8 protein-coding genes are annotated in these 23,810 nt (G+C 65.4%); 5 read left to right on the forward strand and 3 right to left on the reverse strand.

Translation table 11 applies throughout. The features are described from left to right. Positions 1–599: 599 nt before the first annotated feature. Positions 600–9,044 carry a hypothetical protein gene (locus ACN27C_RS21050; protein ID WP_422747581.1) on the reverse strand — a complete coding sequence of 2,815 codons (8,445 nt, stop codon included), beginning with the start codon at positions 9,042–9,044 and terminating at the stop codon, positions 600–602. Positions 9,045–9,053: 9 nt separating this feature from the next. Further along, positions 9,054–9,635: a hypothetical protein gene (locus ACN27C_RS21055; RefSeq protein WP_422747583.1), complete on the reverse strand. Its 582-nt coding sequence runs from the start codon at positions 9,633–9,635 to the stop codon at positions 9,054–9,056. A 142-nt stretch (positions 9,636–9,777) separates the two neighbouring features. Here ACN27C_RS21055 and ACN27C_RS21060 point away from each other — a divergent pair, with 142 nt between their 5' ends. Then, positions 9,778–10,443 carry a hypothetical protein gene (locus ACN27C_RS21060; protein ID WP_422747585.1) on the forward strand — a complete coding sequence of 222 codons (666 nt, stop codon included), beginning with the start codon at positions 9,778–9,780 and terminating at the stop codon, positions 10,441–10,443. Between the two features lie 284 nt (positions 10,444–10,727). Here ACN27C_RS21060 and ACN27C_RS21065 read toward each other — a convergent pair whose 3' ends face one another. Next, on the reverse strand, positions 10,728–11,123 hold the full coding sequence (locus ACN27C_RS21065; RefSeq protein ID WP_422747587.1) for a hypothetical protein: 396 nt from the start codon (positions 11,121–11,123) through the stop codon (positions 10,728–10,730). 266 nt (positions 11,124–11,389) lie between these two features. On the opposite strand from ACN27C_RS21065, the gene ACN27C_RS21070 reads away from it, so the two are divergent. From ACN27C_RS21070 to ACN27C_RS21085, 4 genes are all read left to right on the forward strand, one after another. Further along, on the forward strand, positions 11,390–12,016 hold the full coding sequence (locus tag ACN27C_RS21070; protein WP_422751663.1) for a response regulator transcription factor: 627 nt from the start codon (positions 11,390–11,392) through the stop codon (positions 12,014–12,016). 401 nt (positions 12,017–12,417) lie between these two features. Further along, a complete protein-coding gene (locus tag ACN27C_RS21075; protein WP_422747589.1) occupies positions 12,418–14,652 on the forward strand; it encodes a hypothetical protein in 2,235 nt (744 codons plus the stop codon). 12 nt (positions 14,653–14,664) lie between these two features. Next, positions 14,665–15,573: a hypothetical protein gene (locus ACN27C_RS21080; RefSeq protein WP_422747592.1), complete on the forward strand. Its 909-nt coding sequence runs from the start codon at positions 14,665–14,667 to the stop codon at positions 15,571–15,573. A 76-nt stretch (positions 15,574–15,649) separates the two neighbouring features. Continuing rightward, entirely contained in the window at positions 15,650–23,776 is an 8,127-nt protein-coding gene (locus ACN27C_RS21085; protein ID WP_422747594.1) for a hypothetical protein, read from the forward strand. Positions 23,777–23,810: the final 34 nt, after the last annotated feature.

Here is a 23,810-nt window from a genome sequence, read left to right on the forward strand (position 1 = left end):
GGCGGCATGCCGCCGTGGACTTTGCCCCGCCCCCGGTGCGTAACTGCACCGGGGGCTGCTGCATGCCGTGGGCGTTCCCCACGAGTTGCTTGGGCGAGCACGGCTGGCGCTGGCGCCGGGGCCGCGGGTTGAGCGTGCGCTGTCTCTGGCCGGGCTCGCCCGGGCGCGGATGGCCGACGGCTGCTCGGGGCGTACCTGTCTGGTGGCCTGCCGGAGGTCCCGCGAGCCCACCCGCCGGATCTGACGGTCCACGCCCGCGCAGTACCGCCGTACGGTCATCACCACCGGCCTGAGCGGTGCAAGGGCGCCCTGGTGGACGTGGCGCTGCGACGGCGTGCGGACGTACCTGCCAGGGCTCGACGCACCGGTAACCGGGTTGGCCGGCGGGCCAAAGACGGGCCACCCAGGCCACACCGGCCACGACGACCGGCTGCGTGGCCCGGAACGCAATTGGCGCTGCCTCGGCCCTGGTAAGCACAGCGCAACACGATGGCGCTTTGCCCGAAGCCGGAAGAGCCGTCGCGGTCCGCATCGAAGACCGGGTTGGGCAGTTGCTGGACCAAGTTGTCCCACGTGTCCTGCTGGTGGTTGCGCTAGGTTCAACAGTCCAGGATCAACGGGCCAAGGTTTTCAACCACCGGCCTCCACCCCGGGTCGGCGACGGCCAACAGGCTCAGATTGTCTATGAGTATCAGCTTCGTCTCGGGGCGCAGATCCTTTGCCGCGGCGCGCACCTTGGCGACCGGCAGCGATTCACCCTGGGCGGCACCGTAGGCGTATCCCAGCATCTGGGCGATTGCCTTGTCCGAAGCAGTCGCGGCCGGCAGCGCGGTGTGTAGCGCGGGCAGGGCGCTCAGCACCGCGTCGCCTCGGTCGAGCAACCCGATGAGCAGCTCGGTCCGGCGGGCCGGGTCGGGCTCGGTGAGGAAGGCCTCGGGGATCTCAGCGTGCCCGGCTGCGGCCAGGATGTCGGCCGCCTCGTCCGCTGCCGTGCGCGCATCGGCCGCGGGACCGGTCGGCTCGGAGCCGCTGAGTTGGCTCACCTCGACCTGCTCACCGGCCACCCCGGGGTCGAGCAGATGCCCTTCCGCCGTCACGACGGCGGGCTGTAGGGACCTTGGCGTGACGTCTTCGGGCAGACTCGTCGGAGCGTTGTTGCTGGTGTCGAGTTGCCACAATTCCTGGGCTGGCTGGCCGGCCGAGGCGTCGGTGATCGTGGTCTCGGACAGGCTGAAGGTCGGGTTACCGGGGACGTCAGCAAGCAAGCGCGTGTAACCCCGTGCCACCTCCGGCGTGATCAGATCGGTGTTGGTCAACTCGACGGATGATACGGGGCGCGACTTGCTCAGCTCGATCAGGAATTCCCGGAGCTCCGCCATGTCGGACACCGGGCCGTCGACGACAAGGGTCCGGCCTGGGCCGGGTCGCGGTGCCAGGTCCGCTCGAGTGGGCGGCCGTGCGTCCTGGGGGGAGATGTAGACGACATCGCCCTCCTCGGCCATCTCCTGGGTCAAGCGCATTGTGGGGACGGTTGGGGTGGTGGTGAGCGCTGCTGCCGGCTCAGTGGGGAAGGCTTCGGGAATCTCAGGGTGCCCGGCCGCGGTCAGGGTGTCGGCCGCCTGGTCCGCTGCCGTGGGCGTATCGGGCGCGAGACCAGTCAGCACGGAGTCGCTGAGCTGGCTCATCTCGAGCTGCTCATCGGGCACCCTGGGATCGAGCAGCTGCCCTTCCGCCGTCACGACGGCGGGCTGTGGGGACCTTGACGTGACGTCGTCCGGAAGAACCGTCGTGACGTCTTCCGGCGGATTCATTGGAGCGTTGTTGCTGGTGCCGAGCTCGGACGAAATATCGGCTGACTGCTCGGCCGGGGGGTCGATGAACATGGACGCGGGCAGGATGATCGGCGGGATGCCTGGCAGACCCGGACTCAACTCGACGGCTGACACCGTACGCGCCTTGTCAAGTTTGATCAGGAAGTCCCGGAGTTCCGGCACGTCGGACACCGGGCCGTCGACGACAACGGTCCGGCCCTGACCAGGCCGCGGTGCCAGAGCCTCAGCAGTGGGCGGCCGCCCCATCTGGGGGGAGATGTAGATGACATCGCCCTCCTCGACCATCTCCCGGCCCAAGCGGGTCTCGCTTACGCGTCCTGGCTCTCCTACTCCTCGGAGTGTGGCGTCAATCTCTATAGGTGTGAGGGTCGGTCGGGCAGTGCTGGTGGTGTGGAAGTCGTATGAGGCTTGTTCGGGCTGTCCGGCTGGGGGTGCGGTGAGGTTGGACCTGGGCACTCGGAGGGTCACGTCGGGTATGCCGGCGAAGGCTTTGCGGACGAAAGCTCCCACGGCTTCCGGCGTGGTCGGCTTCGCCGAGGGGCGGCCGTCTTCGACGAAGATCGGTTTGTCCCCATTCGCTTCCCGCATCCGTTGCAGGAAAAGATTAAGTCTCGTGGCGTCAACTTTACTACCGAGGGTGACGGTCAATCCCGGGTTGTCCGGGCGCGGGGCCATTAGCTCTTCGGTGGGCGGCCTTCCTGTGGAGACGTATATGACGTCGCCCCTGGCGGCCGTCGTGAAATCGGCAGGGAGAGTGTCGGCGAAGGACTGTTCGTGGATGAGCGCTTCCCGCATCCGGACGGTTGGCGTTGCGGCAGGCTGGAAGTGGTATTCGGCTGCGCGCGTTTGTTCGGCCGGAGTGCCGATGACCGCGCGTTCGGGAACGACGAGTGATGGGTTTCCTGACAGGTCCCGCAGGATGGTGTTCGCCCATTCCTGCCACTCTTGGGGTGAGCGCGCAGGCAGCGCGTTCCCGTTGCCGTCGGTGTGACTGTATCTGACGACGGCGACATCAATGTCTGGACGTTCCACGACCCTTTGTTTTGGGTGACCACTTCTGGTGAGTCCGCCGTTCGGGTCGTCTTCGAGGTAGGGGTAATTGGGTTCGTTGTCGTTTCGGAGGAATCCTGGGATTCGTGATCCGCTTCGTCCTACCGGGTTCAGGATGTTGGCGGTGTGAACGAGGTTTACTCCGTCTCCTAGGTTGAACTCGAGTCCGGGTCTGCCGCTGGTCGGGCGGAGGTCGGCGGGAGACGGGGGCACGGTGCCGGCGGAGAAGTGCAGGACGTCTCCGTCTCTTTGCCAGGAAACGCCGTCGGGTACATCGGTTTCGTTGCCGATCCCTCGGCCTGGTGTTCCTGTTCCTCGGAGTGTGACGTCGATTTTTTTGGGGGTGAGGGTCGGGCCGGCGGTGTTGGTGGTGCGGAATTCGTATGAGGCTTGTTCGGGCTGTCCGGCTGGGTGTGTGGTGAGGTCGGATCTGGGCACTCGGAGGGTCACGTCGGGCATGCCGGCGAAGGCTTTGCGGACGAAAGCTTCCAGGTGTTCCGGCGTGGTCGGCTTCGTCGAGGAGACCCCGTACATGACGGTTATCGGGCCGGTGATCTTCTTTTTGATCTCGTCCAGGAGCGCCCAAATCTCGGCCGGGGTCATCTTCTGGAAGAGTTTGATGGTCAAGCCCGGGTTTTCCGGGTGCGGGCCCATTTGTTCTTTGGTGGGTGGCTTTCCTGTGGTGAGAGCGATGACATCGCCCTTTTTGTACGTCGTGTACGCGGCGGGGAGAGTGTCGGCGAAGGACTGTTCGTGGATGAGCGCTTCCCGCATCCGAACGGTTGGCGTTGCGGCAGGCTGGAAGTGGTATTCGGCTGCGCGCGTTTGTTCGGCCGGAGTGCCGATGACCGCGCGTTCGGGAACGACGAGTGACGGGTTTCCTGACAGGTCCCGCAGGATTCTGTTCGCCCATTCCTGCCAGAGTTGGGGTGAGCGCGCAGGCAGCGCGTTCCCGTTGCCGTCGGTGTGACTGTATCTGACGACGGCCACATCAATGTCACGAGGGGGTAGACGAAGATCAATGGGGTCGTTGTTGGCTCGCAGGTAGGCTGGCGCGTGTATCCTGCCTCGCCTCACCGTGTCCAGGATCGCGATGGCCTGAGCGTCGTTTACTCCGTTTCCGAAGGTGAAATCCACGCCCGGCCTGCCGGCCTCCGATTGTAGGCTGGTGGGGGACGGGGGTACGTCTCCGGCGGAGAAGTGCAAAACGTTTTCCCTTTGTGTCAGGAAAACGCCGTCGGGTATATCGGTGCCGCCGGGAGGCGGGGATAAGATGGGTTTTTTCCGGCCAAAGGGATCAGCCATCTTTGCGCTGGGCTTCGGGTCGGCCGTCTTCACCTCGGTGCTGGACGCCTGCCCGGGCTGCGGCTTGCCGAGCACACCGTCCTTACTCATTACCCGGGCCGCCGCAGCCTCTGCCGAACTGCCGGTGCCGGCACCGGAAGCCGTCGCGCGTTCGCCACTGCCCAGAACGCGACCCAGCTCCGGCGGCTCGCTGGGCAGATGCTTGACATCGTTGCGTTTGACAAAGGTCACCGTGCTGTCGACGGTCTGGGTCTGGGTTGCCGATCCGCGAGACAGGCCGCGGCTGTACACGGAACCGCCCCCGGATCCTGAAGAACCGCCGCCCCTCGGATCTGGGGCGCCGCCACCTCCCGAACCTGAGGTACCGCCGCCACTCGGAGCCGATGTATCGGTGCGACGGGCACCATCCATGGTGATCGCACCGGACTTCGGATCGAACTTGAGCTCCTCGGAGGTGATCGCCTTAGCCGGAACGAGAGTGCCGTCCGGCAGCATGCGCAACGAGTCGGTGAGGATGCCGGCGCCCTTGCCGCCGGTGCCCACGTACTCGCTGATTGTCACCGATCGGCTCTGCGCCCCAATCTCGGCTATTTCGATGGACATGGCTGGCGCCTTCACCGGGACTGGGTTGCCCGACGGGCTGTGCCAGCGGTAGTGGACGTCGCCCGTTGCGTTGCCCTGGCCGGTGGGCCCTGTGCTGAATCTGAACTTGCCAACCTCAAGGGGCGGTGCGGAGGGATCGCGCCCCCAGGATTTCGGCAGCGCCTCTTCGCCTTTGGTCATTCCCAGCGGCGTCCACTGGTGGGTCGCTTGGTCCTTGAGCAGCAGGGCTTTGGGCTCACGCTGGAAGATGGGAATCTTGCCGTCGAACCGGTGGTCTCCGATCCGCTGCGGCTTGCTTACCTGATAAGCCGTGAACTTCTCATCCGGGCCGATCGATCGCGACTGCCAGCCGTGGTGTACCCCCGGTCCATCCAGGTCGTGGAAGCTTGTCTCACCCGGCCGTGGCTTGACCGGCGGCCCCGACGCGAGCGTCGGCGTTTTCTCGAACGTCAGCAGGTCGACGGTTCCGTCGGGGTTTTGCCGGAGCATCTGCACGGGCCGGTCGACCTTCGCCGCCGGGGCCGCCGGTGCAATCGGGATGACGTCCCACGATCTGCTTTCGGCGGAGTAGCTGAGGATCCGCTCCTGCGGACTGCTGGTCAGCGGCTTCTGGGGTCCGTTTCCGGCAGAGGAGCCGAGTATCCGGTCCTGCGGAGTGCTGGTCTGGGGCTTCAGAGTCCCGTCTTCCTTGGCGAAGCCGTGGACTCGGCCCTGCACTCTGCTGGTCTGCGCCTTCGGGGGCCCGTTTTCGGTGGCGAAGCCGTGGACGCGGCCCTGCAATGTTCTGGTCTGCGCCTTCGGGGGCCCGTTTTCGGTGGCGAAGCCGTGGACTCGGTCCTGCACTCTGCTGGTCTGCGGCTTCTGGGGCTCGTTTTCGGTGGAAGAGCCGAGGATCCGGTCCTGCGATTTGCCGCTCAACGGCTGCGAGTGAAGGACCTTCTCGCCCGGGCTAAGCGTGGTCGGGGCCATCGTGCCGTCGGCGCGCAGCTCGACGTAGGCGTAGGCCGCGTTAGAGCCAGGGTTCGATTGCTCGTGGGCCGGGCCCGCGGGGGAGCCGTCAATTCGTCGCCCTTCACCCGTGAGCTTCGACGGCTCCCCGACCCGCACAAAATCTGCACGCCCGTCACCGATCTGCAGCAACTGACGTCCGGGCTTCGGGGCACCGAGCTGGGGCGTGGCCGGAGACAGGTGCTGAGAAGGGTGTTCGGGTCTGTTTGGTGCTGCGGGGGTGGGGGTTTTTGCGAGTGTGCGGTCGGCCCAGAAGTCGCGTGTTTCCTGGGCAGGTGTTTTTCCGGTTTTGGTGGTGTTGCTTGGGGTGGTGGGGTCTGTGGTGCGGGCTGGTGTGGTGGTGGTGCTGCTGGTGGTGGGGGTTTCGCCGAGTGGGCGTTCGCTGTTGAGGGCGGTCGGTTCGGCGGGTTCGGTGGGTTGTTTTTGGGCTTTGTTTGGTGCTGCGGGGGTGGGGGTTTTTGCGAGTGTGCGGTCGGCCCAGAAGTCGCGTGTTTCCTGGGCAGGTGTTTTTCCGGTTTTGGTGGTGTTGCTTGGGGTGGTGGGGTCTGTGGTGCGGGCTGGTGTGGTGGTGGTGCTGCTGGTGGTGGGGGTTTCGCCGAGTGGGCGTTCGCTGTTGAGGGCGGTCGGTTCGGCGGGTTCGGTGGGTTGTTTTTGGGCTTTGTTTGGTGCTGCGGGGGTGGGGGTTTTTGCGAGTGTGCGGTCGGCCCAGAAGTCGCGTGTTTCCTGGGCAGGTGTTTTTCCGGTTTTGGTGGTGTTGCTTGGGGTGGTGGGGTCTGTGGTGCGGGCTGGTGTGGTGGTGGTGCTGCTGGTGGTGGGGGTTTCGCCGAGTGGGCGGTCGGCCCACTTTGCGCGTACTTCGCGTACTTCCTTGCTGACTGATTGGCCGGTGTCGGTGGGGTGCCCGTCGGGGTCTTTGAAGAGTTTGGCGATCTTGTCCCGGATGGTGCCGGCCGACGTAGCGGTGGTGGGGGTGTCGTCGGGCATGCGGCTGGGCGCGTGTGGTGTGGCTGGGGTGGTGGTGTGTGGTGCAGTTTGACCGGCGGTGCGGGTTGGTGTTGCGGAGCTAGCGGTGGAGGTGCTCGCGGTTTTGGTGGTGTTGCTTGGGGTGGTGGTGCTGGTGGGGGCTTCGCCTAGTGGACGTTCGCTTTCGGAGCCGGCCCACTTTGCGCGTACTTCCTGGGCAGGCGTTCCTGCGGTTTTGGTGGTGTTGCTCGGGGTGGTGGTGGGTTCTGTGGTGCGGGCGCTGGTGGGGGCTTCGGCGAGTGTGCGGTTGGCCCACTTTGCGCGTACTTCGTGTACTTCCTTGCTGACTGATTGGCCGGTGTCGGTGGGGTGCCCGTCGGGGTCTTTGAAGAGTTTGGCGATCTTGTCCCGGATGGTGCCGGCCGACGTAGCGGTGGTGGGGGTGTCGTCGGGCATGCGGCTGGGCGCGTGTGGTGTGGCTGGGGTGGTGGTGTGTGGTGCAGTTTGACCGGCGGTGCGGGTTGGTGTTGCGGAGCTAGCGGTGGAGGTGCTTGCGGTGGTGGGGGTGTCGTCGGGCATGCGGCCGGGCGCGTGTGGTGTCGCTGGGGTGACGGCGTGTGGTGTGGCAGGCGTGGTGGCGTGTGGTGCTGGTTGGCCGGTGGTGCGCGCTGCTGCTGCTGCGGCTGAGCTTGCGGCGGAGGCGGTGTCGTCGAACATGCGCGTGGGGCCGGGTGTTGTGGTGGGGTGGGGTGCAGGTTGGCCGAGGGTGCGCGCTGCTGCGGAGCCTAGGGAGCTTACGGAGCTTAGGGTGCCTACGGAGTCTACGGAGCTTAGGGAGCTTATGGAGGCGGCGTCGTCGAACATGCGGGCGGGGCGGGGTGTTGTGGCTGGCGCGAAGGCTTCCGGGATGGCGGGCGCGTAGGTCGCGCCGCCGGGCCGGGCGGTCGGCGGCATCAGGTGGTTGCCGGCGTTCAGCACCGAGGTCTCGGGCAGGCCGCCCGGGCGCATGGCCGGCGGCAGCGACGGCCCGTGCGGCACAGGGGCCGGACCGGTGGACGGGGTGACGTGCATCGTGGGGCCGACGGCCGGCGCCTTGGAAATGCTGTTGTTGCCCTGGGCCGTCTCGGCCGAGCCCCGCACGGCCACGTTGGGCTGGGTCGGCTGGTGGACGATGTTCGACGCCGGGGTGCTGACCTGCGGAGAAGCATCGACGCGCGTGCCGACGGTGGGAGGGGTGCGGTCGAGATTCGCCTTGCCCGGCCCGTCGCGGAGCACGCCATTCGGTGGTGTTGCCGTGGTGGGGCGCGGTGCGGCGAGCGGCTGGTTGACGTGGCCGGTGGCCGCCTGGGTGGACGCGCTGACCGCTTTGCCACCACCCGGCACACCGACATCGAGGCGGCTTGCGCCGCCGGCCGACGAGGCTGACGCGACCGGTGCGGCGCGGTTCGCGGCCGGCACCACCGGCACGTCGCTGGCGCTCGTTGCCGGCGTCGCTTCGTTGACGCGGGGTGTATTGGTGACGCCCGCGTTCTTGACCTGCGTCGGGTTGTTGAGTTGCACACCGGTGTTGTCCACAGTGGTGGCCGCCGACGCCTTCGTCGCCGGCGGCATCTTGGGGACCGGCGGGGGAGTGGCGCCGTTGGCTCCGCGGATCGGCGCTGCGCGGACACCCCGCATCGAGAACAGCCCGCCCAGCGCGCCCGCGCCCAGGACGCCCGCCAGGATCTCCGCGGCGTGCAGCTCCAGCGACAGGCCCTTCGCTGCGGAGACGACCCCCCGGACGCCGATCTCCATCACGACTTGCATCGAACCGTACGTCAGGAAGCCGAGCGCGAAGTCGAGCACCATGGTGACGATGCGGCTGGCAGCGGCGCTCATGGCCGGCAGCAGGCTGGCGAGCAGGTTGGACAGGGCGGCGAGAGCGGGTGCCAAAACGAACGCGAGGCCGATCGTGAGCAGACCGAGAAGGGCCAGCACGATCGAGACGATGTTGGCCGCCTTCTCCCGCTGGATCTGCTCTTCGACCTTGTCGGCGTAGTCCCTGAGGACCGTCGCGAATTCCCGTGCCGCCGAGGCCATCTCGGACAGCTTGCTTCTCACCCCGAGCGCGGAGAGGGAGGCAGGGAAGTAAGCGGCCCCTGACCATCGAATGCTGTCGAAGGCCCCGATGACCGTGTCACCCAGCGCCTCCAGTCGAGCGGCCTGCTCGTCCCAGCCAGTCGCGAGATCGCGCAGTTCCTCAGGGTTCGGGCGCCCGTCCTTCTGCCTCTTCTTGTCTCCCACGGTGCGTCCTTAGCCGTTGCTCTTCGGCGGCGCGGGAATCGGGTTGGCGGTGTAGTCCACGGTGATCGGCTCCATCGTGCTGTCCTGCGGTTCCCCCTCCATCTCGCCGCTCATGGACGCAAGAAAAGCGTTGAACATGTCTGTCACGGTGTGCTCGGCGCTGTTGTAGTTCGCCGCTGCCATCATGGCGCCGTAGCGCACCTGGTCGAGGATGCCTGGGGTCTCCACCATGGTCGGGTTGTCCGGGTCCGGGGTGCCGAACAGGCGCTGCTGCACGTCTTCGAGGCGCGTGTTGAACGCGTCGGCCGCATCGGCACTCTCTCCGACCCAGCCGATCTTGAGCTGATCCCAAATGTTGGCGATTGCCAGCCAGTCGTCCTGCAGGCTGTCGACCAGCGAAGCCAGGAAGACGGCCGCGTGACCATACATGTCGTGCATGTTTACGTCGATCTGCACACCGGAGGGGTTGTAGTCGGCCGCGTTGGGGTCGCCCTGCAGGCTGGCGATCAGCGAACCGATGAAGGCGGAGTGCTCGAATGGGTCCCAATTCACACCGGAGGCGCTGTAGTTGGTCGCATCGTCACTCACCATGCACGCTCCGTAGCTTGCGCTCTACTCTCCCTGCCCGACCGTAGCGAGGTTGGTGAGCTGCGTCCCAGACCCTCTTGCGGCACCGGTGGGTCGCATCAAGAGGGACGTTGCCGCCACCCCGACACGCGCGCAGTGTCTAGGTATGAGCGATGAACAGAAGGTTGGCGAGTACGACAAGGACGAGGTTCCGCATGATTTGACCGATTTCGTTCCGGTTGATCTGGAGCAGAGTTGGCGGTGGGGCAAAGCCGTCACCGGGAAGGAAGAGGATCTCGTCGGCTTCACGAGCGACCAGGGAGGCGGAGGCGGAGGCGGGGGCGGAGGCGGAGACGACAGACTCACCAAAATTGCGCCGAACGGGCCTCAACAACCGGACCTGAGCTTCCTTGACGTCAGCCCTGGCCAGATACGCGATGCCGAGACAGCGATCCTCATGGCCACCGCCACTCAGATCGAAGACTTCGAGCGTTTCCGCGACAGCGCGATGGCCAAGGCAAACTGGATCTTCTGGGCCTCCTCGGAGGAGGACGCGAAGCTTGTCAAGCACAACGCGATGCATATCAATCCGCCCAACCAACATTGGCAGGGTACGCAGACGGACGGCACCGACGGCATCTACGCCTCGTACAAGGATCCGCACCCGGAGCAGACCCAGGAGCTGCAGTACGCCCAGATTCAGCTGCTGCAGGGCTGCGGCGGCGTGCTCGAGTTGGTCGGCCAGTTCGTGGGCAGGCTCAACAACGCCGCCCAGATCTACGCCAGCGCGGACATCAACTCCACCGTCCCGGACGGCACCAGCACCGCCTGAGCCTCAGCCGCCGTCGGGGCGGGTCTCAACTCCGGTGCGCGAGAAGTGCGCGGTTGCCACGGTCCTGCGGTCGCTGCGCAGCACTGCCAGGTGCGAGATTCCGGCGATCGTGGCGGGCACGTCACCGTCATGCGCACCCCACTGTCCGCGTCGGTCATCGAGGCCGCCGCGCTCAGGACGGTCGGGGTGCTGGGCTCACCGCCATGCTCGCGCAGGAGCACTGTCGCGGCGGTTCCGCCGAGAGTGACGGTCGCGGCCAGCATCCCGATCGAGACAGCCAGCGATCACGTACGCCGGACCGGTCGCGTTTCCCCACCCGGTTGCGGGGCCAGGTGTGGCAGAGCAGGCACGGTCGACGGCGCAGGCCCCTCTACGGGCTTGGTGCGCACCTCCGGCGAGAATTCGGGCATCTCTGGCGCGGCAGCCGCCTCGGCGACGGCAATCGCAGGCGCGACGGCCGGTGGCACCGACGTGCCCAGCGCGCCGTACATGTTGGCCAGCTTCTCCCGGTCGTCGAGGAGCAGGGCCATCGCGGCGAGCGACTCACACACCTGCGCCGCCTCGTCGCGGCATGTCACGCACGCGTCGAGGTGGGCGCACAGCCCTTGGGCCGAGGCCGCGTCTAGTTCATCGACGTAGTAGAGCCCGAGTGACTCCTTGACGTGCCCGGTGCCGTCCACAGAATTCAATCCCGGTCCCGCTTCCGCTGGTCCGAACCCTCGTCGGGTTCCCTGCCCACCCTCGCCGAACCCCGAGGGGCCTCGAGGCACCAGGTGAGCATGCTCGATCCGTGCGGGGGCGGAAAAGTCCCTCATCGGGGGCACCTGGCCGCAGTCCACCGGGACGGCGACGAGTTTCCGTCGTTCGTGAACCGGGCGGGGCCGGCATCCGTCTCAGTGGCGCCCGTGCACACGGGCCCGACAGCTTGGAGGAGCCGGTGTTGACAGTGGCCATCGTTTCCGATCAGCCCATCTCCCGGGCCGGCCTGGAAAAGCTGGCATCCGACGATGGCGGTCTGCGCGTCACAGCCACCACCGCGGACATCGACGAGCTGCTGGCCGGTGGTCAGACGTTCGACGCGGTAGTGCTGGAGCTGTCGACCGGCGGCACGGACAGCATCGCGCGGGCGGCCACGGTGGGCCGGCCGCTGGTGAGCGCAGCGTGGGACCGGTCACCGAGCCTGCTGGCCGCCGTCCGGGCCGGGGCGCGGGGCTGTTTCAGCAGCCTCAGCGAGCAACGTGACGTGCGGGAGGCGGTGCGGGTCATCGTCCGTGGGGGCTTCTACGTCTGCCCGAGACTGGTCGATCAGTTTCAGGGCGAGCTTGCCCGGGGCGGAGGCGAGGAGCAGAACGGGCTGGCGCCGCGGGAGGTTGAGACGCTGCGGTTCATCGCCTCCGGCTTCACACACGCGCAGATCGCGACCCGCATGGGCCTCTCACAGGCGACGGTCAATACGTACGCGAAGCGGATCCGGGCGAAGCTGAACGTCGGCAACAAGGCGGAGCTGACCCGGATGGCGATCGAACTGGGCCACTTCAACCATCCTCGCCGGCTGAGCCGCACAGCGGCCTGAACCAGCTCCGTGACGTCGGGACCGCCGCCGGCGTGGGCGTGAATCTCGATGTGTTCGCCGGACACGTCGCTGCGGCGGCCCTCGGTCGCCCGGACGTGGTCGAGAAGGGTCCGCGCTTCGCGGAAGCCCCGGGAAACAAGTCGAGCCTTCACCACCGTCCACTCGCGTACCGGATTGCGCGACGCCCCAATGGAGAGCCCGGCGGTGATTCCGTCGAGCGGAGCGCGGCCTCGTCATGGGGCGGCGGGCGGCACCGGGCGGGTGCTGGTCGCCCGGCTCATCGACTGCGACGACCCCGAGACCGGGCCGGCCGTGCTGGTGTCGTGTGAAGAAGGACTTGCTGGCGTCCCTGTGGCTGGACGAGCGTCGACCATGACCGGTGGAGTGGGAGAGGTGCGGCTGTGGATGTGCTGGCGGAGTGCTTGGAATGGTTCACCAAGGCTGGGCTCGGCGTGTTCGTGTACCGCGATGCCGGTTCACCCTCGAGGGTGATCGACAGTGGGGTTTACGAACTTGCCCGGCAGGCCACGGCTCCGGGCGGGGTCGCGTTGCTCGTTCCCGACCGCCCCTCCGACAGCCTTCGTGCCTATCTTCAGGATTTGGTAGCCGCCGATGGCCGGGTGGTGGTGGTGCCGTTCTCGACCGCGACCTCCGGGCTCCTGGATCTGCCCAGGGCCGTTAGGGTGCAGGAGCAGCTGGGCCTCGTGACGGCCGTGCCGGCAAGTGCCGTGGCGGCTGTGCCGCCGGGCCTGGAGGGCCGTCTCCTGCCGGTCGGCTCGCCGGAAGGGCCTGGCACGGCCGGCCGGTCAGCTGTCGCCTACCGCCTGCTGCCTGAGCCGCTGGCGGCGAACCACCAAAAGCTCGCCAAGCTTCTGGAGCTTCCCCGCCCGAAGCGCGGAGCGTCGCCCGAGGGGCGCGAACTGGACGCCATGGCAAGGCTACGCCGATACTCCGCGGCCGGTGTGAGCCCGACAGCCGGTGGTGACGGCCTTGTAGCGGACGATCTCTCGCCTCTGGCCGGCGTGTACTACGCGAGGTTCGGTGACCACCCGCCAAAGCTGCCCCTCGGGGGACTGCTCGCCTCCAACAGTTCGCTGTCTCGGCAGGCCCTGAATGGTGCCCTCGGCTTCGACTCGATGCCCATGCCGCGGGCGAACGTGCTCAAGGAGCTCACGTCGGGTCGGGCGGCCGCCGTACTGGTTCACGCTCCTTACCGGACCCGTACGCCCGGCTCGTTCTGGATTGTGCGGGACGAGGCCGGAACGCTGTGGTGGGCGAGCGGAACCCAGCCGCTCGCTCCGGTGGTCGAGGACGGAGCCCTCGACAAACGAGCGGCGACCCTGGAGGACCCGCACAGCGAATTCGTGGTCGTCGACCCGGCCGGAAAACCGTATCGGCCGAAACTGCCGGCCGCGGAGACCTGGGAGCCGTGGTTGTCGGCCAAGGCCCGCAAGAAGGGCAACACGATTTTGCTCGGCCCGGACTCCCGTTCTCCGGCGATCACCGAGATCATGACTAGAATCGGTGGCCTGGACCTCGGCCTGATTGTCGTGGTCAACGTACGCCGCGGTGCTCCGTTCCGGCAGCGAACCACCCTGGACGAACTCACCGCGAACAGCCTGCACCACACCTTGCAAAATAATCCCGAAATCCGCGCGGTGATCGCCACGGAAGACAACGACCAACTGAAATCAATCGTTATCAACCAGCACGGTCGGTCGTCGGTGCAACCCACGATGATCGGTTTAGAGAAGTTTTGGGTCGTGGAGGGGCCAGGCTATCTGGAAAACTACCGTAGCCTCACCGAAGGTGCGGTGGTACGGGCTGTGCAAGCTGCCGATGAGCCAGAGGCTGGTCCTTCGGCACTGGTGAGGGACCTCATCACCAAGCCGACGTGGGAGGCCGTCGAGTCGTATCTGGAGAAGAACCGGTCGAAGCTGCTCACCCCAGAGGTCCTGCGGGAGCTGAAAGATATGGAAGAAAAGAGTAACAACAGGTCTCGGTATGGCAACGGGCGGGTCGGGGACGATCCCTTCTACCGGCCAAACCTGACCTTGCCGGCTTTGCGGGTCCTGATCGAGCACGGGTTGCGGGGAGAGGACCCGAAATTTGACGGTGAGCAGCCGAAAGAACCGCAGCAGGCCTACCTGGCAGACGAGGTTGATTCGTACACCAAACCGGTCGACCCGAGCGCGTTGTTCCTCGGTTACCTCACCTCGCGCCGCCTGGATCCGGGTAGCTTCCGTGAAAGATTCGGCGACTACCGAGCGGGCCTCATGTGGTTGCGGGAGTCACTGGAGACGGCGCGAAATTCCAATGTGACGAAGGTCAGCCTCGCCGACGTCTTGGCGGTGGTCAGAGCTAAGGGCGAAATGGAGGGGGAACGGGCGGCCCGCCGCCCGGGCCAGCCCGAGATCTTCCGGGCGCATGCCGCGCTGCTGGAGGTCCTTGCCGAGTTCGAACGCCTCGGGAGGGCCCCAGCCGATTGGCGCGAGCGGCTCAAGGTCGCGGACTGTCTCACCGGAGCTGACCGCCTGCTCTGGCACTATGTGATCAAGAATTTCTTCATACCAACGTTTCCGGAGAGCCGAACAGATCTCGAAAGAATTCGCGATTTCATGATCATTTGTCATTGATAAGGTGGATTCGTGATGCTCGGTGCCACCGTTGATCCCATCTGCCTGGACGGGTTCGTACCCCTTTCTTCCGGCCTGGCCCTCAAGCTCGATCGCGCCACTCCAGGGCTGCCTCCTCACGTGCGAGATGCCGCGCCGGTCTCTGGCTTGGTGCAATTGCACCTGCAAAAAGACGCGCTGGGTTCGGAAAGTGTGCGGTCGGCGTTGCTGCGCCAAGAGCCGTCGACTGTCGCGCGTCTGTCGGTAAGTCTCCCGCCGGGATTCAGCAGTGCCGTCGACCGCGAGACGGCATTGTTCATCGCCGATGACCTTGGCGTATATCTCGATCTGCCCGAACGTGCCGACCTGATCGATCCGACCGATGACCGGCTGTTACCCATCAACGGCAAGCGCGGCGTCACCAGTGCGGCTTCCGCGACCGGTGTGCGGGTGATACCTCAGAGGCATCTGCTGGGAGATCTCACGACACCTGTCGATCCGCAAGCAGCCACCGGTTATGAGCCGATGCGCGGTCAACTGCGACTGACTTCGGACAGCGTCGAAATCGGCGTGCCGCGTTCCGTGGCCGACGCGGTGCTGAGTCGGGCCAAGGGGCCGTCGCGCCCGACCGGTGGGTCGGGGGCCGTCCAGGAGTTGGACGTCCAAAGCTACGCCGAGTTGATGTCGCTTCTTGACGGCCTCGAAAAGGGGCAGCAGGCGACGATCACCGCAATGACTGCCGAAGGCAGGCGCCAGGTGACGGCGACGATGCACGGATGGGGCTTGGCGGTATCAGCACCGCTACCTCGTCGGCCCGGCTACCTCTCGGTGACACTTCCGGCTCCTGCCGCCGCGCTGTCGGAGCGAGATCTGAACTGGCTCGATGACGTGGCCTCCGCCATCAAGGCGCGGCTGAACCCCGCCCCAGGACGGATCCCCTGACAACCCCGACGTCAAGATTGACGACGAGATCAATGACCAGCTTGCGGAGGTCAAAGCAGCCCGAGCAGCCCTCCAGTTGCCGGAGAAACCCTTCCTCGAAGCGATCTTCGAGGCGAACAAGAAAGGCGAGCTGAGAAACTGGCAAGAAAAGGGTGAGAGTATAGCCCAGTCGCTCGTGGGTAAGGCGGAACGCGCGGCCAACCCCCAGGAGCGAGCCAGATACCTGCTCGAAAGCGTGTTGCACCGTGAGTTTTGGCTCGAAGGCCAGGCGCTAGGGGCCGCGAAGGGGAAGCCGGACAGCGGCCAGTCGACCGTCCTATCCCCTGCCGGAGGGGGCCATGGCGCATCCATACCACTGACGCCTATTGCCCCTGGATCATCGACGGCTGTCGACCGCGACGGCTTCATCCCGCTGGTCCGGATGATCCTCGATCCCTCGGCCGCTCAGGTCACCGACGAGCATATGGCGAAGTTGAGGACGTACGCCAATGAGGCGTACGAGGATGAACTGGTTCCCAAACCTGTGGGGCTGGATGCGCTACGCCGCGCGCACGGCTACGCCGCTCTGGGTATCGAACTCGAAAAGATGGTTGAGCCGGGGAAACTGACGGCCAAGATCAAGCGTAAAGTTGAGAGATTCACTCGAAGTTTGAATGAATCGGCGCTCTATGGGACTTACCGAGCGTACGAGCTGCGTAGCCTCGTGCTGCATCTTCTGGGTAAAGAGAATAACGTCTCCGAGCGGATGTACGACGGCATAATCCGTCATGCGAACCAGTTTCTTGACTGGGCTCATCGTCGCTACCTCAAAACCGTCGGCAATTTTTCACCCGGCCCTCTGTCTTGGCAGGTCTTGCACGATCTGATTAGTGACAAGCTGGGTCCCGGAGCCTCCTTGCGTTTGTGGGAAGTCGAGTACATCGGCCCGCGCAGCAACGCCCGGCAAGCCTGGTGGCAGAGGCATTCGGCTGTCCGGAGAGAAGTAGTCGGCCGGGTGGCCAGTGCGCCTGGGCTCGGCATGGTGGCCAAACCTGCGTCTGCCCTGCACGCGAAACGGATCGCGCGAGAGTTTGACGACGGCGACACGCCCCGAGCGCGAAACCTCGAGGTGGCGGCGCTTCGCGCCCTGCTGGAGGCGGCACCCCCTTCGGCGAGCGTCTCGGTCAAGGACCTCGAACGACTGGTCGCGATACGGCGGGAGTTCTACGCCAAAGAGTGGGATCGGCGCTATACGTCCGAGGGCGGCCTGTCCCACTACGGGCAGATGGCGCAGGAGCTGCTGGGCCGTGGCCAGGTGACTCCGGCTGTGTTGCGGGAGCTCGCCGCAATGGCGCACTCCGAGGCCCCCCTGCGCTTCGGGGGTGTCAACGAGCGATTCAACCACAACAAAGTCCGGAAAGAGATCACCGATAAGGCGCTCCAGAAGTGGCAGCCCGGAACGGTCAAGCCCGGCCCTCGGCCAAACCTGCTGGGCGACGGCCAGGATCACAGCCGCATGGTAACGGCTTTCCACACCATCGACGTGCAGCAGCGGGACATAGCCGATCTGACCGCTTGGGTCAATCGGTCGGTGCCGTTTGCCGACGCGCAGATCACCGAGGATGTTCTCAGAGGTAAGATTGAGTCTCTTTTTGGGCAGACGCTTGACGATGGTTCGCCGCTGGAGATTGTCGTCGATGACACAACCTACGACATCCGGCTGTGGGCGATTCCGGTGCGGGGCCCGCAGGTCGAGCTCAAGAGCCTGCCCGCACAGAGCGGCCTGTTCGCGGGCGCGCTGGAGGGCCGTACCTACAACTTCTTCGAACGCGCCGACTGGTCGACGCGGATGGATGGGATATTCTTTGACTTCGGTTTTGCCCATCGATTCCTGGCGGGTGTGCGGCACGACTTGACGGCCACCTATGGTCAGAGCAACGGTTCGGGGAGGCGGGTCCTCGCCAGCAACACCACGGCCAGGTATCAGCAAGTTCGAGTCAAGGAGAACATGGGCTGGGCGGGCCTTGACGTGAACTGGGTGCTGCGGATCCAGGAGCGCAGGACATACCACCGAAGGCGCGACGCCGTGGCCGAGGTGAAAGGAGTGTCGCGCGCGGTCAATGCTCTGCGAGAGGAGACCCTTCCCGGAAGTGGAGATGGCGGACGGTGGACCGAGCGGGTCTTCACGGACCAAAACGGGGCGGCGGTCACCCATACGATTCGATACGCGGTGCCGGAGTTCAATCTTCCCTACTCTCTAGCGCAGGCCAAGAGTGAAGAGCTGAAAGAGAAGACTGATCCTGACTACCGGAAGACGATCTCGATTACCGATCCGGAGCAATTCCCGGTATGGCGGATTGATCATGCCGTCACCCGGGTCCAGGTCGCGGATCAGGTGATCGCCGGCGTCCGGGACATTCTCAAGCCAGAGGATTACGCTTTTTGGAAAACCTACGTCGAGCGCTATCTGTCCAACGATGAGCTTGCTCTGCAGTTCGCGAATCTCGTGCGCCCCCGGAAAGAACGCAGCTACCAGCAGACTTTCCGCGTGGTACTCCAGAGCAATGGCCGCCGCCTCAGCTTCAGTATCGTTGCCAAGGGTGACCGGCCGATCAGTACCGTCACCAAGTCAAGTCAGGTGAGCACCAGCGGAGAGACTCGAATGGACGTGGTGCGAGCCTCCGTGAAAAGGATTCAAGTCACGCAGAACCAGGACTCCACGCACCGCTTCACGGTCAACGAGTTGGTGCGGTTTCCGGCTTCACGGTTCGGTCGTGCCGGCGGGCGGTTTTCGAAGCCTTTCGGCCATAAAAACGACCAGTACAGCCAGCAAACCAGGACATTCACCACCCGTGCCACCCGGGTTGTCGACCAGTTGCAAGTGGCGGTGATTGACTTCGATCTGGAGCTTCAGCTTCACCATCACCACGGAAGTGAATCCTACTCTGACGTCAGGGACCTGTCGGGTTACGCGCACGTCATGGTGCACAAGACCGATTTCGGCAACTTGAGCGGCGTGGGCACCTCCCCGTCCAGTAAGCCCGCGATCACGATCGACGAGAACCCTGCGCCGCGCTGGTGGACGCCGGGCCCGGGCTGGGGCATAACGATGGACGTCGTCGATCGTCTGGGCGGCGTGGAAAGGCTCTACAACGAGATCGTCCCGCGTCTGGTCGACAGCGGGCACCTTCCCGAGGCGGCGCGGGCAGCACCCGGTGCCGCCACCACGCCGTGGGACATCCTGCAAGCCCTGCCGTCCACCGGCGAGACGGTGAACAGGCCCGGTCTGGCGTATCGCAACTGGCAGACGTTGATCGACCAGCTGTCGGAGGAAAGTCTCCTGCCGAGAGCGGACGAGGTGCTGGGCTCCAGCGTGGACATCCCCGGTATCGTCTGGACCTTCCCGCATCCTCGATCGCCGGTCCGCATGGAAGATGCCGTCACCGTCAGCCTCGCGGCCGAGATCGTCAAATCCGAGTTCAAAGAAGACACTGTCTACGAGTTGCAGTACGGTCACATGAACACCGAGGCGACCACCCTCAAGGACGCCAAGGTATCGGCCGTCGAAGCCGGACTTTCTGCCGGCGCGGGTGCGAACATCAAAGCCTCGATGCAGTTGACCGCGAACGCGCAGTATGGCTCCAGGAAGTCTGAGAACAGCGGACAGACGCAGTCCAGTTCGCTGCTCTCCGACACCGACGGTCAAAAGATGAAGAGTCGCCGTTTCACGTTGACCTTCGACTGGCATTGGTCGATTAAGCCTGCTGGCCCTGCCGACACGCGGAAGAGGATTTACCCACCGACGCCGAGTATCGCTGATCGGACCTTTCAGGGCACCTTTGCCGCGGAAGCCAGTGTGCTGCAGCCGGGTGTGCTCAACGACGACGGAAGCAAAGACGCTCTCGACGGAACCGGACGAATTCCAGATTTGGGCAGGCTCGTCGTCGAACCGGCTACTGACGGTAACGCGCCGAGGGCCACCGACAACCTGTCGGTTGATTTCATGAAGCGCGCCCTGAATGATCCAGCCCTACAATCTCCGATAACCCAGATGAACGCCAGCGCTTACACCGTGATCGGCACGTGGGGTGCGGGAAGGTTGCGAACCGCGGCGGAGCAGGCGGCGCTGGCCGAGCGGGAGCGGGTATTCGCCACCAAGAAGAGCAGATGGTTCACTCAGGCTGTCGAATACGTGGACTCAGATCCGATGAAACGGTCGCAGCAGTTGCACGTCTTTCTGGCGACCGCGCTGAGCCGGCAGGCGTACAACGGCGCCCTGCTCAGGGCGTTGACGGGGGCGAGCGTGGCGATTCCGCTCGGCGACCAGCTTATGGACCTGAGAGCAGTGCTGGTGGGTACTCCAGAGATCCTGCAATCGTGGAAGCCCTACACCCAGCAGGTCACCGAAGCTCAGGCGGGCAAGGAGTCGGGCGCCGAGGGTAGGTACCAAGCGGGTTTCGGGGCCGGCGGTTTCGTCGGAAAGAGCGGCTTCAAGCCCGTTATCGCGGACGCCCCGAAGAGCGACGCTGGAAACAGTGAAGTGGCGATCGGCTCCTTCGGCTACACCCTGCTGCATGGACGGGGACAGGTATCCGGTACGTCGAGCACGGTGGGTAAGTATTCGGGCCTGTTTCAGGACGACTTCTTCGTGCTCGTCCGTTCCGCAGTGGTGCACCAGATCCGGGTGGGCCAATCTGTGCGGTGGGTGGCGGGCGAAGTGCTGTTGAACATGAAGTCCACAGATGTGCTCCCGTATGCCGCTCTCTTCACTGACAAGAACAAGGCGCTTGCCGACCAAGTAGCAAAGGTGGGAGAGAAAATCACCCCGCCCCCGGCGGCCGCCATGACGTCTACGGTGCGGCCGTCGGGCGGTCACAAACGTTCGCCCCAAGGTGTGACGTTGTGGCAGATGCTGCTCAGTGGCGGCAGCGAGCAGACAGGCTTTGCCTCACTGGTCAAGGAGCTGGCCTCCGCGGCAAGGGCGCACGACTCCGACGAGCTCGCCACGTACGTCACCTCGGTGCCCTCTCTGATGAATCCTTTCATGGGGAAAGCGCTCGACGGTGGCGCCACCATGCCCTTCCGCAGTTCAGATTCCCGAACATTCATGATCGTGTTGCAGGCCGAGCTGGTGGGTCCTGCCTCGGGCAGTCATGACAGCGGCAGTGGGACCAAGTCCTACACCCGGCGGAACGACGCAGATTTCGGATCCCGCCTTTTTGACCACGGTCATTCCTGGACTGTCGGAGTCGGTGCGATGGGCCGGCCGACTGCGCCGGAAGACGCCACCGATCCGAAGGGCTTCGAGGGCGGGCTCGTGGCTGGTGCCCTCGCGCACGGACGCAGCCGGACCACCGGACGCAGTGATATTCAGGGCTCAAACCTGCTGACGATGAAGGGCGTACGCGCCAACGACCTGCTCGGTTACTACCAGAACGTGCGGTTCTTCGGCTCGATCGAGGAGACCACGCCACCTGGGACGAGAGAGAAATTGAAGAATTTCGTCCTCGCGGCGACTCCGGCTGCGCTCGGGGTCGCTGGTGAGGCTCGGAAGGTCCAGGAATTCAGTGCCACTGTGCGGCTCTTGTTCAACGAGCCCAGGGGCGGCTCCACCGCACTGGGGGCAGAGGAGCGCTCTCTCAATTTCGGCCTGAGGCAGGCACTGCCGGCGGGCGCATCGGTCGCCTCCGTGTACGGGCTCGCTGACCTGCACGCGGCAATCACGGCTGAAAAGGGCCTCAGTCTCGTGAAGCCGAACGACACCAGCGGGGAACTGAGGTACGAGACGTTACCCGAGAGTCTCAGCAAGATGCTCACGGACGAGGGGGCCAAGTTCAAGTCGCTGCTGACAGGGATGGGTCACCTCGGCGCTGGTCCGAAAGGCTTCGTGGTAAGGGCCCGCTTCGCCGAGGTTGAGAATCTCTACTGGCTGGAGAAGTCGGAGATCGAGAAGTACAAACACGGCACCGACATCTTCGGCCAGGCCGCGCGCGACTCCATCCGCACGAACACCGGCGTTTCGGCCACGGTCGCCGTCCCGGTGGACCCCGTCCACTGGCTCGGCGTCACTGTGTCCGGCGGTAGACAGGCAAGCACGACCACCGGTGCGGATCAGGTGCGTTCGAACGAGCACCGCGCCTGGGTGCGTATAACCGGCCCCCTGTTCGTCCTGCAAGCGAGGCTGCACTTCTACGTCGAGTGGCCCAAGGGGAACGGGACAGCCAAGATCCAGTCAATCGGCAGCACCGAAATGTTGCTGTCCAAGGAAGACGCCCGAGCGCTGGGAATTCCGGACGATACGCTGGCGGCTGCGGTGCCGGCGGCGAACCGCGCCAAGCAGTTCCCGCGCTATGCAGAACGGGCGGACAGACTGTCCACGGCCCCTCGCGCAGCCGCGCACCGGCTCCACACCGCGGTCCGGCTGCAGGAGGCTGGGGCGTTCGCGGCTCAACCTCCTCCCGGCATCGTGAGCCGGGTGGACATCACCAACTATTTTCTGCTCCCGAACGGGTCTGGGCACCCCGTCGTGTGGTATGAGATCACGCGCAGCGACAAGGAACTGATCTTCGTCCTGCGGGTGCACCTGACCGGCCACCCGGACGCCGTGGCGAAGGTCAAGAACCTGACGAAGAAGGGAGTGCAGTCCCACCTCAACGATCCGAAACATCGGCTGCCGATGGCCGGCCGTCAGCTACGGGTCGACGTGCAGTTCGTCGATGCCGAACGGGCGCACATGGAAGTCCCGGTGGTTTCGGCTGACGTTGATCTCGCGAGAGCCTGGGTATCGGGTCAGTCTCCGGCGTACTACGCGCTCAAGGTGCTGCGTGCCATCGGCGCGGCCGACCGTCAACTGCCGCGCGACGAGGGCGCGGCGGGTCCATCGCGGCTGGTCCGGCCTGCGGACCTCCGGCAGATCATGGATGTCCTGGAGCCGATGTGGCCGTGGCGCGCTGTTCCCGGGGCCGCACTGGTCAGGCCGGGAGCAGCGCAGGGTGGTGACGCCGTCGGGCCGACCGGCGTCCTCCAGGAAGGCGGTAGCGATGTCGGAGAGGTCAGCGACCTCGACGTGGGCGGCGGCGTCCTCGACACGGAGCCGGATTGGCTGCGGATGTCTCTCGCCGCGATGGTGCCGGACGCCGAGATCCCGAACCTGCTCTCCGACATGCCGGTGACCGGTGGAAAGTCGCAGGCTCCGCCACCGGACCTTCAGGCCGTCGCATCCCGGCAACCGCAGCAGTACTTCATATGGCTCAGCACGGCGCGTGGCGCGGCGGTGGACCGGCGGGTGCTCGGGTGGCTCAACGAGCGGTTGGAACAACTCGCCCATGCCGGAAGGACACCCATCGTGGTGACCCGAGGCCGGCCCGAGCTCAATACGCCCGGCGGCTCACAGAGCGTCCCAGGCGAGCCGCGAAGCCTGATCGAACTCATCAAAATGTACGGTGCCGCTGTCATGCACGAGGTGCCACGCAGTTCCGGACTCGCTGGTGGGTTGAACTTCGGCAACAGTTGGGCTGCGAAGGGAGCCATCCCCGCGTCAACAGTCGGCCGGGATGAGAACGCCACCTGGGAGAGGATCAATCCGGCGGTGGTGGCAGCCGCCCGCAGCCTGACCCGGCCGATCGTCAGCCGAGTGTCCGAGTTGTTCGGCAGGCTGGTATGGGACACGCCGGACGTAGGCGGGCAGTTCAGCCTGCTGAAGTCGCGGTGGGCGGATCTGCAGGACCCGGCATACCAGGCACAGGCCGCCGAGATGGCAAAGCGGGTTCCGACCAGTATGAAGATCGCACTGGTCAGGCCCCTGCTGCGCTTCGGGCCGGACGACAACTTCGTAGCCGCGTTCACAGCGTCCCCGCCGGAGAAGCAGTCGAAAACGCTGCTGCAAGCCGTCACCCGGCTGGAAGAGGGAGGCAAGCTGGACCCGCACCGGTCCGGCGACGCCATCGGCGACTTCATCGATGTGGTCCAGGCGGCCCGGCTGGGTGCGGACGAGGCGGAGCACGACCGGTTCGACTTCACGGTTGCTGTGCTCAAGGCCATCGCCCAGGTCAAGGCCCGCAATTTCACCGGCGCTACGCAGTTCATCGAGGAGAACACCGGACGGCTCAGCGGGGAGCAGAAACACATCCTGGTAGAGGAGCTTGGTGCCCTCCATGCCGTCATGACTGACGCCGACGAAGGCGTGCAACTGGAAGCGGTGCAGTCGGCGGTCCTCAACTGCTGATCGGGTGCCCCGCGGCCAACGTGGCCGCGGGGCA

This window comes from Micromonospora sp. WMMD1219, from assembly GCF_049315215.1.
GTDB classification, from domain to species: domain Bacteria; phylum Actinomycetota; class Actinomycetes; order Mycobacteriales; family Micromonosporaceae; genus Micromonospora; species Micromonospora tulbaghiae.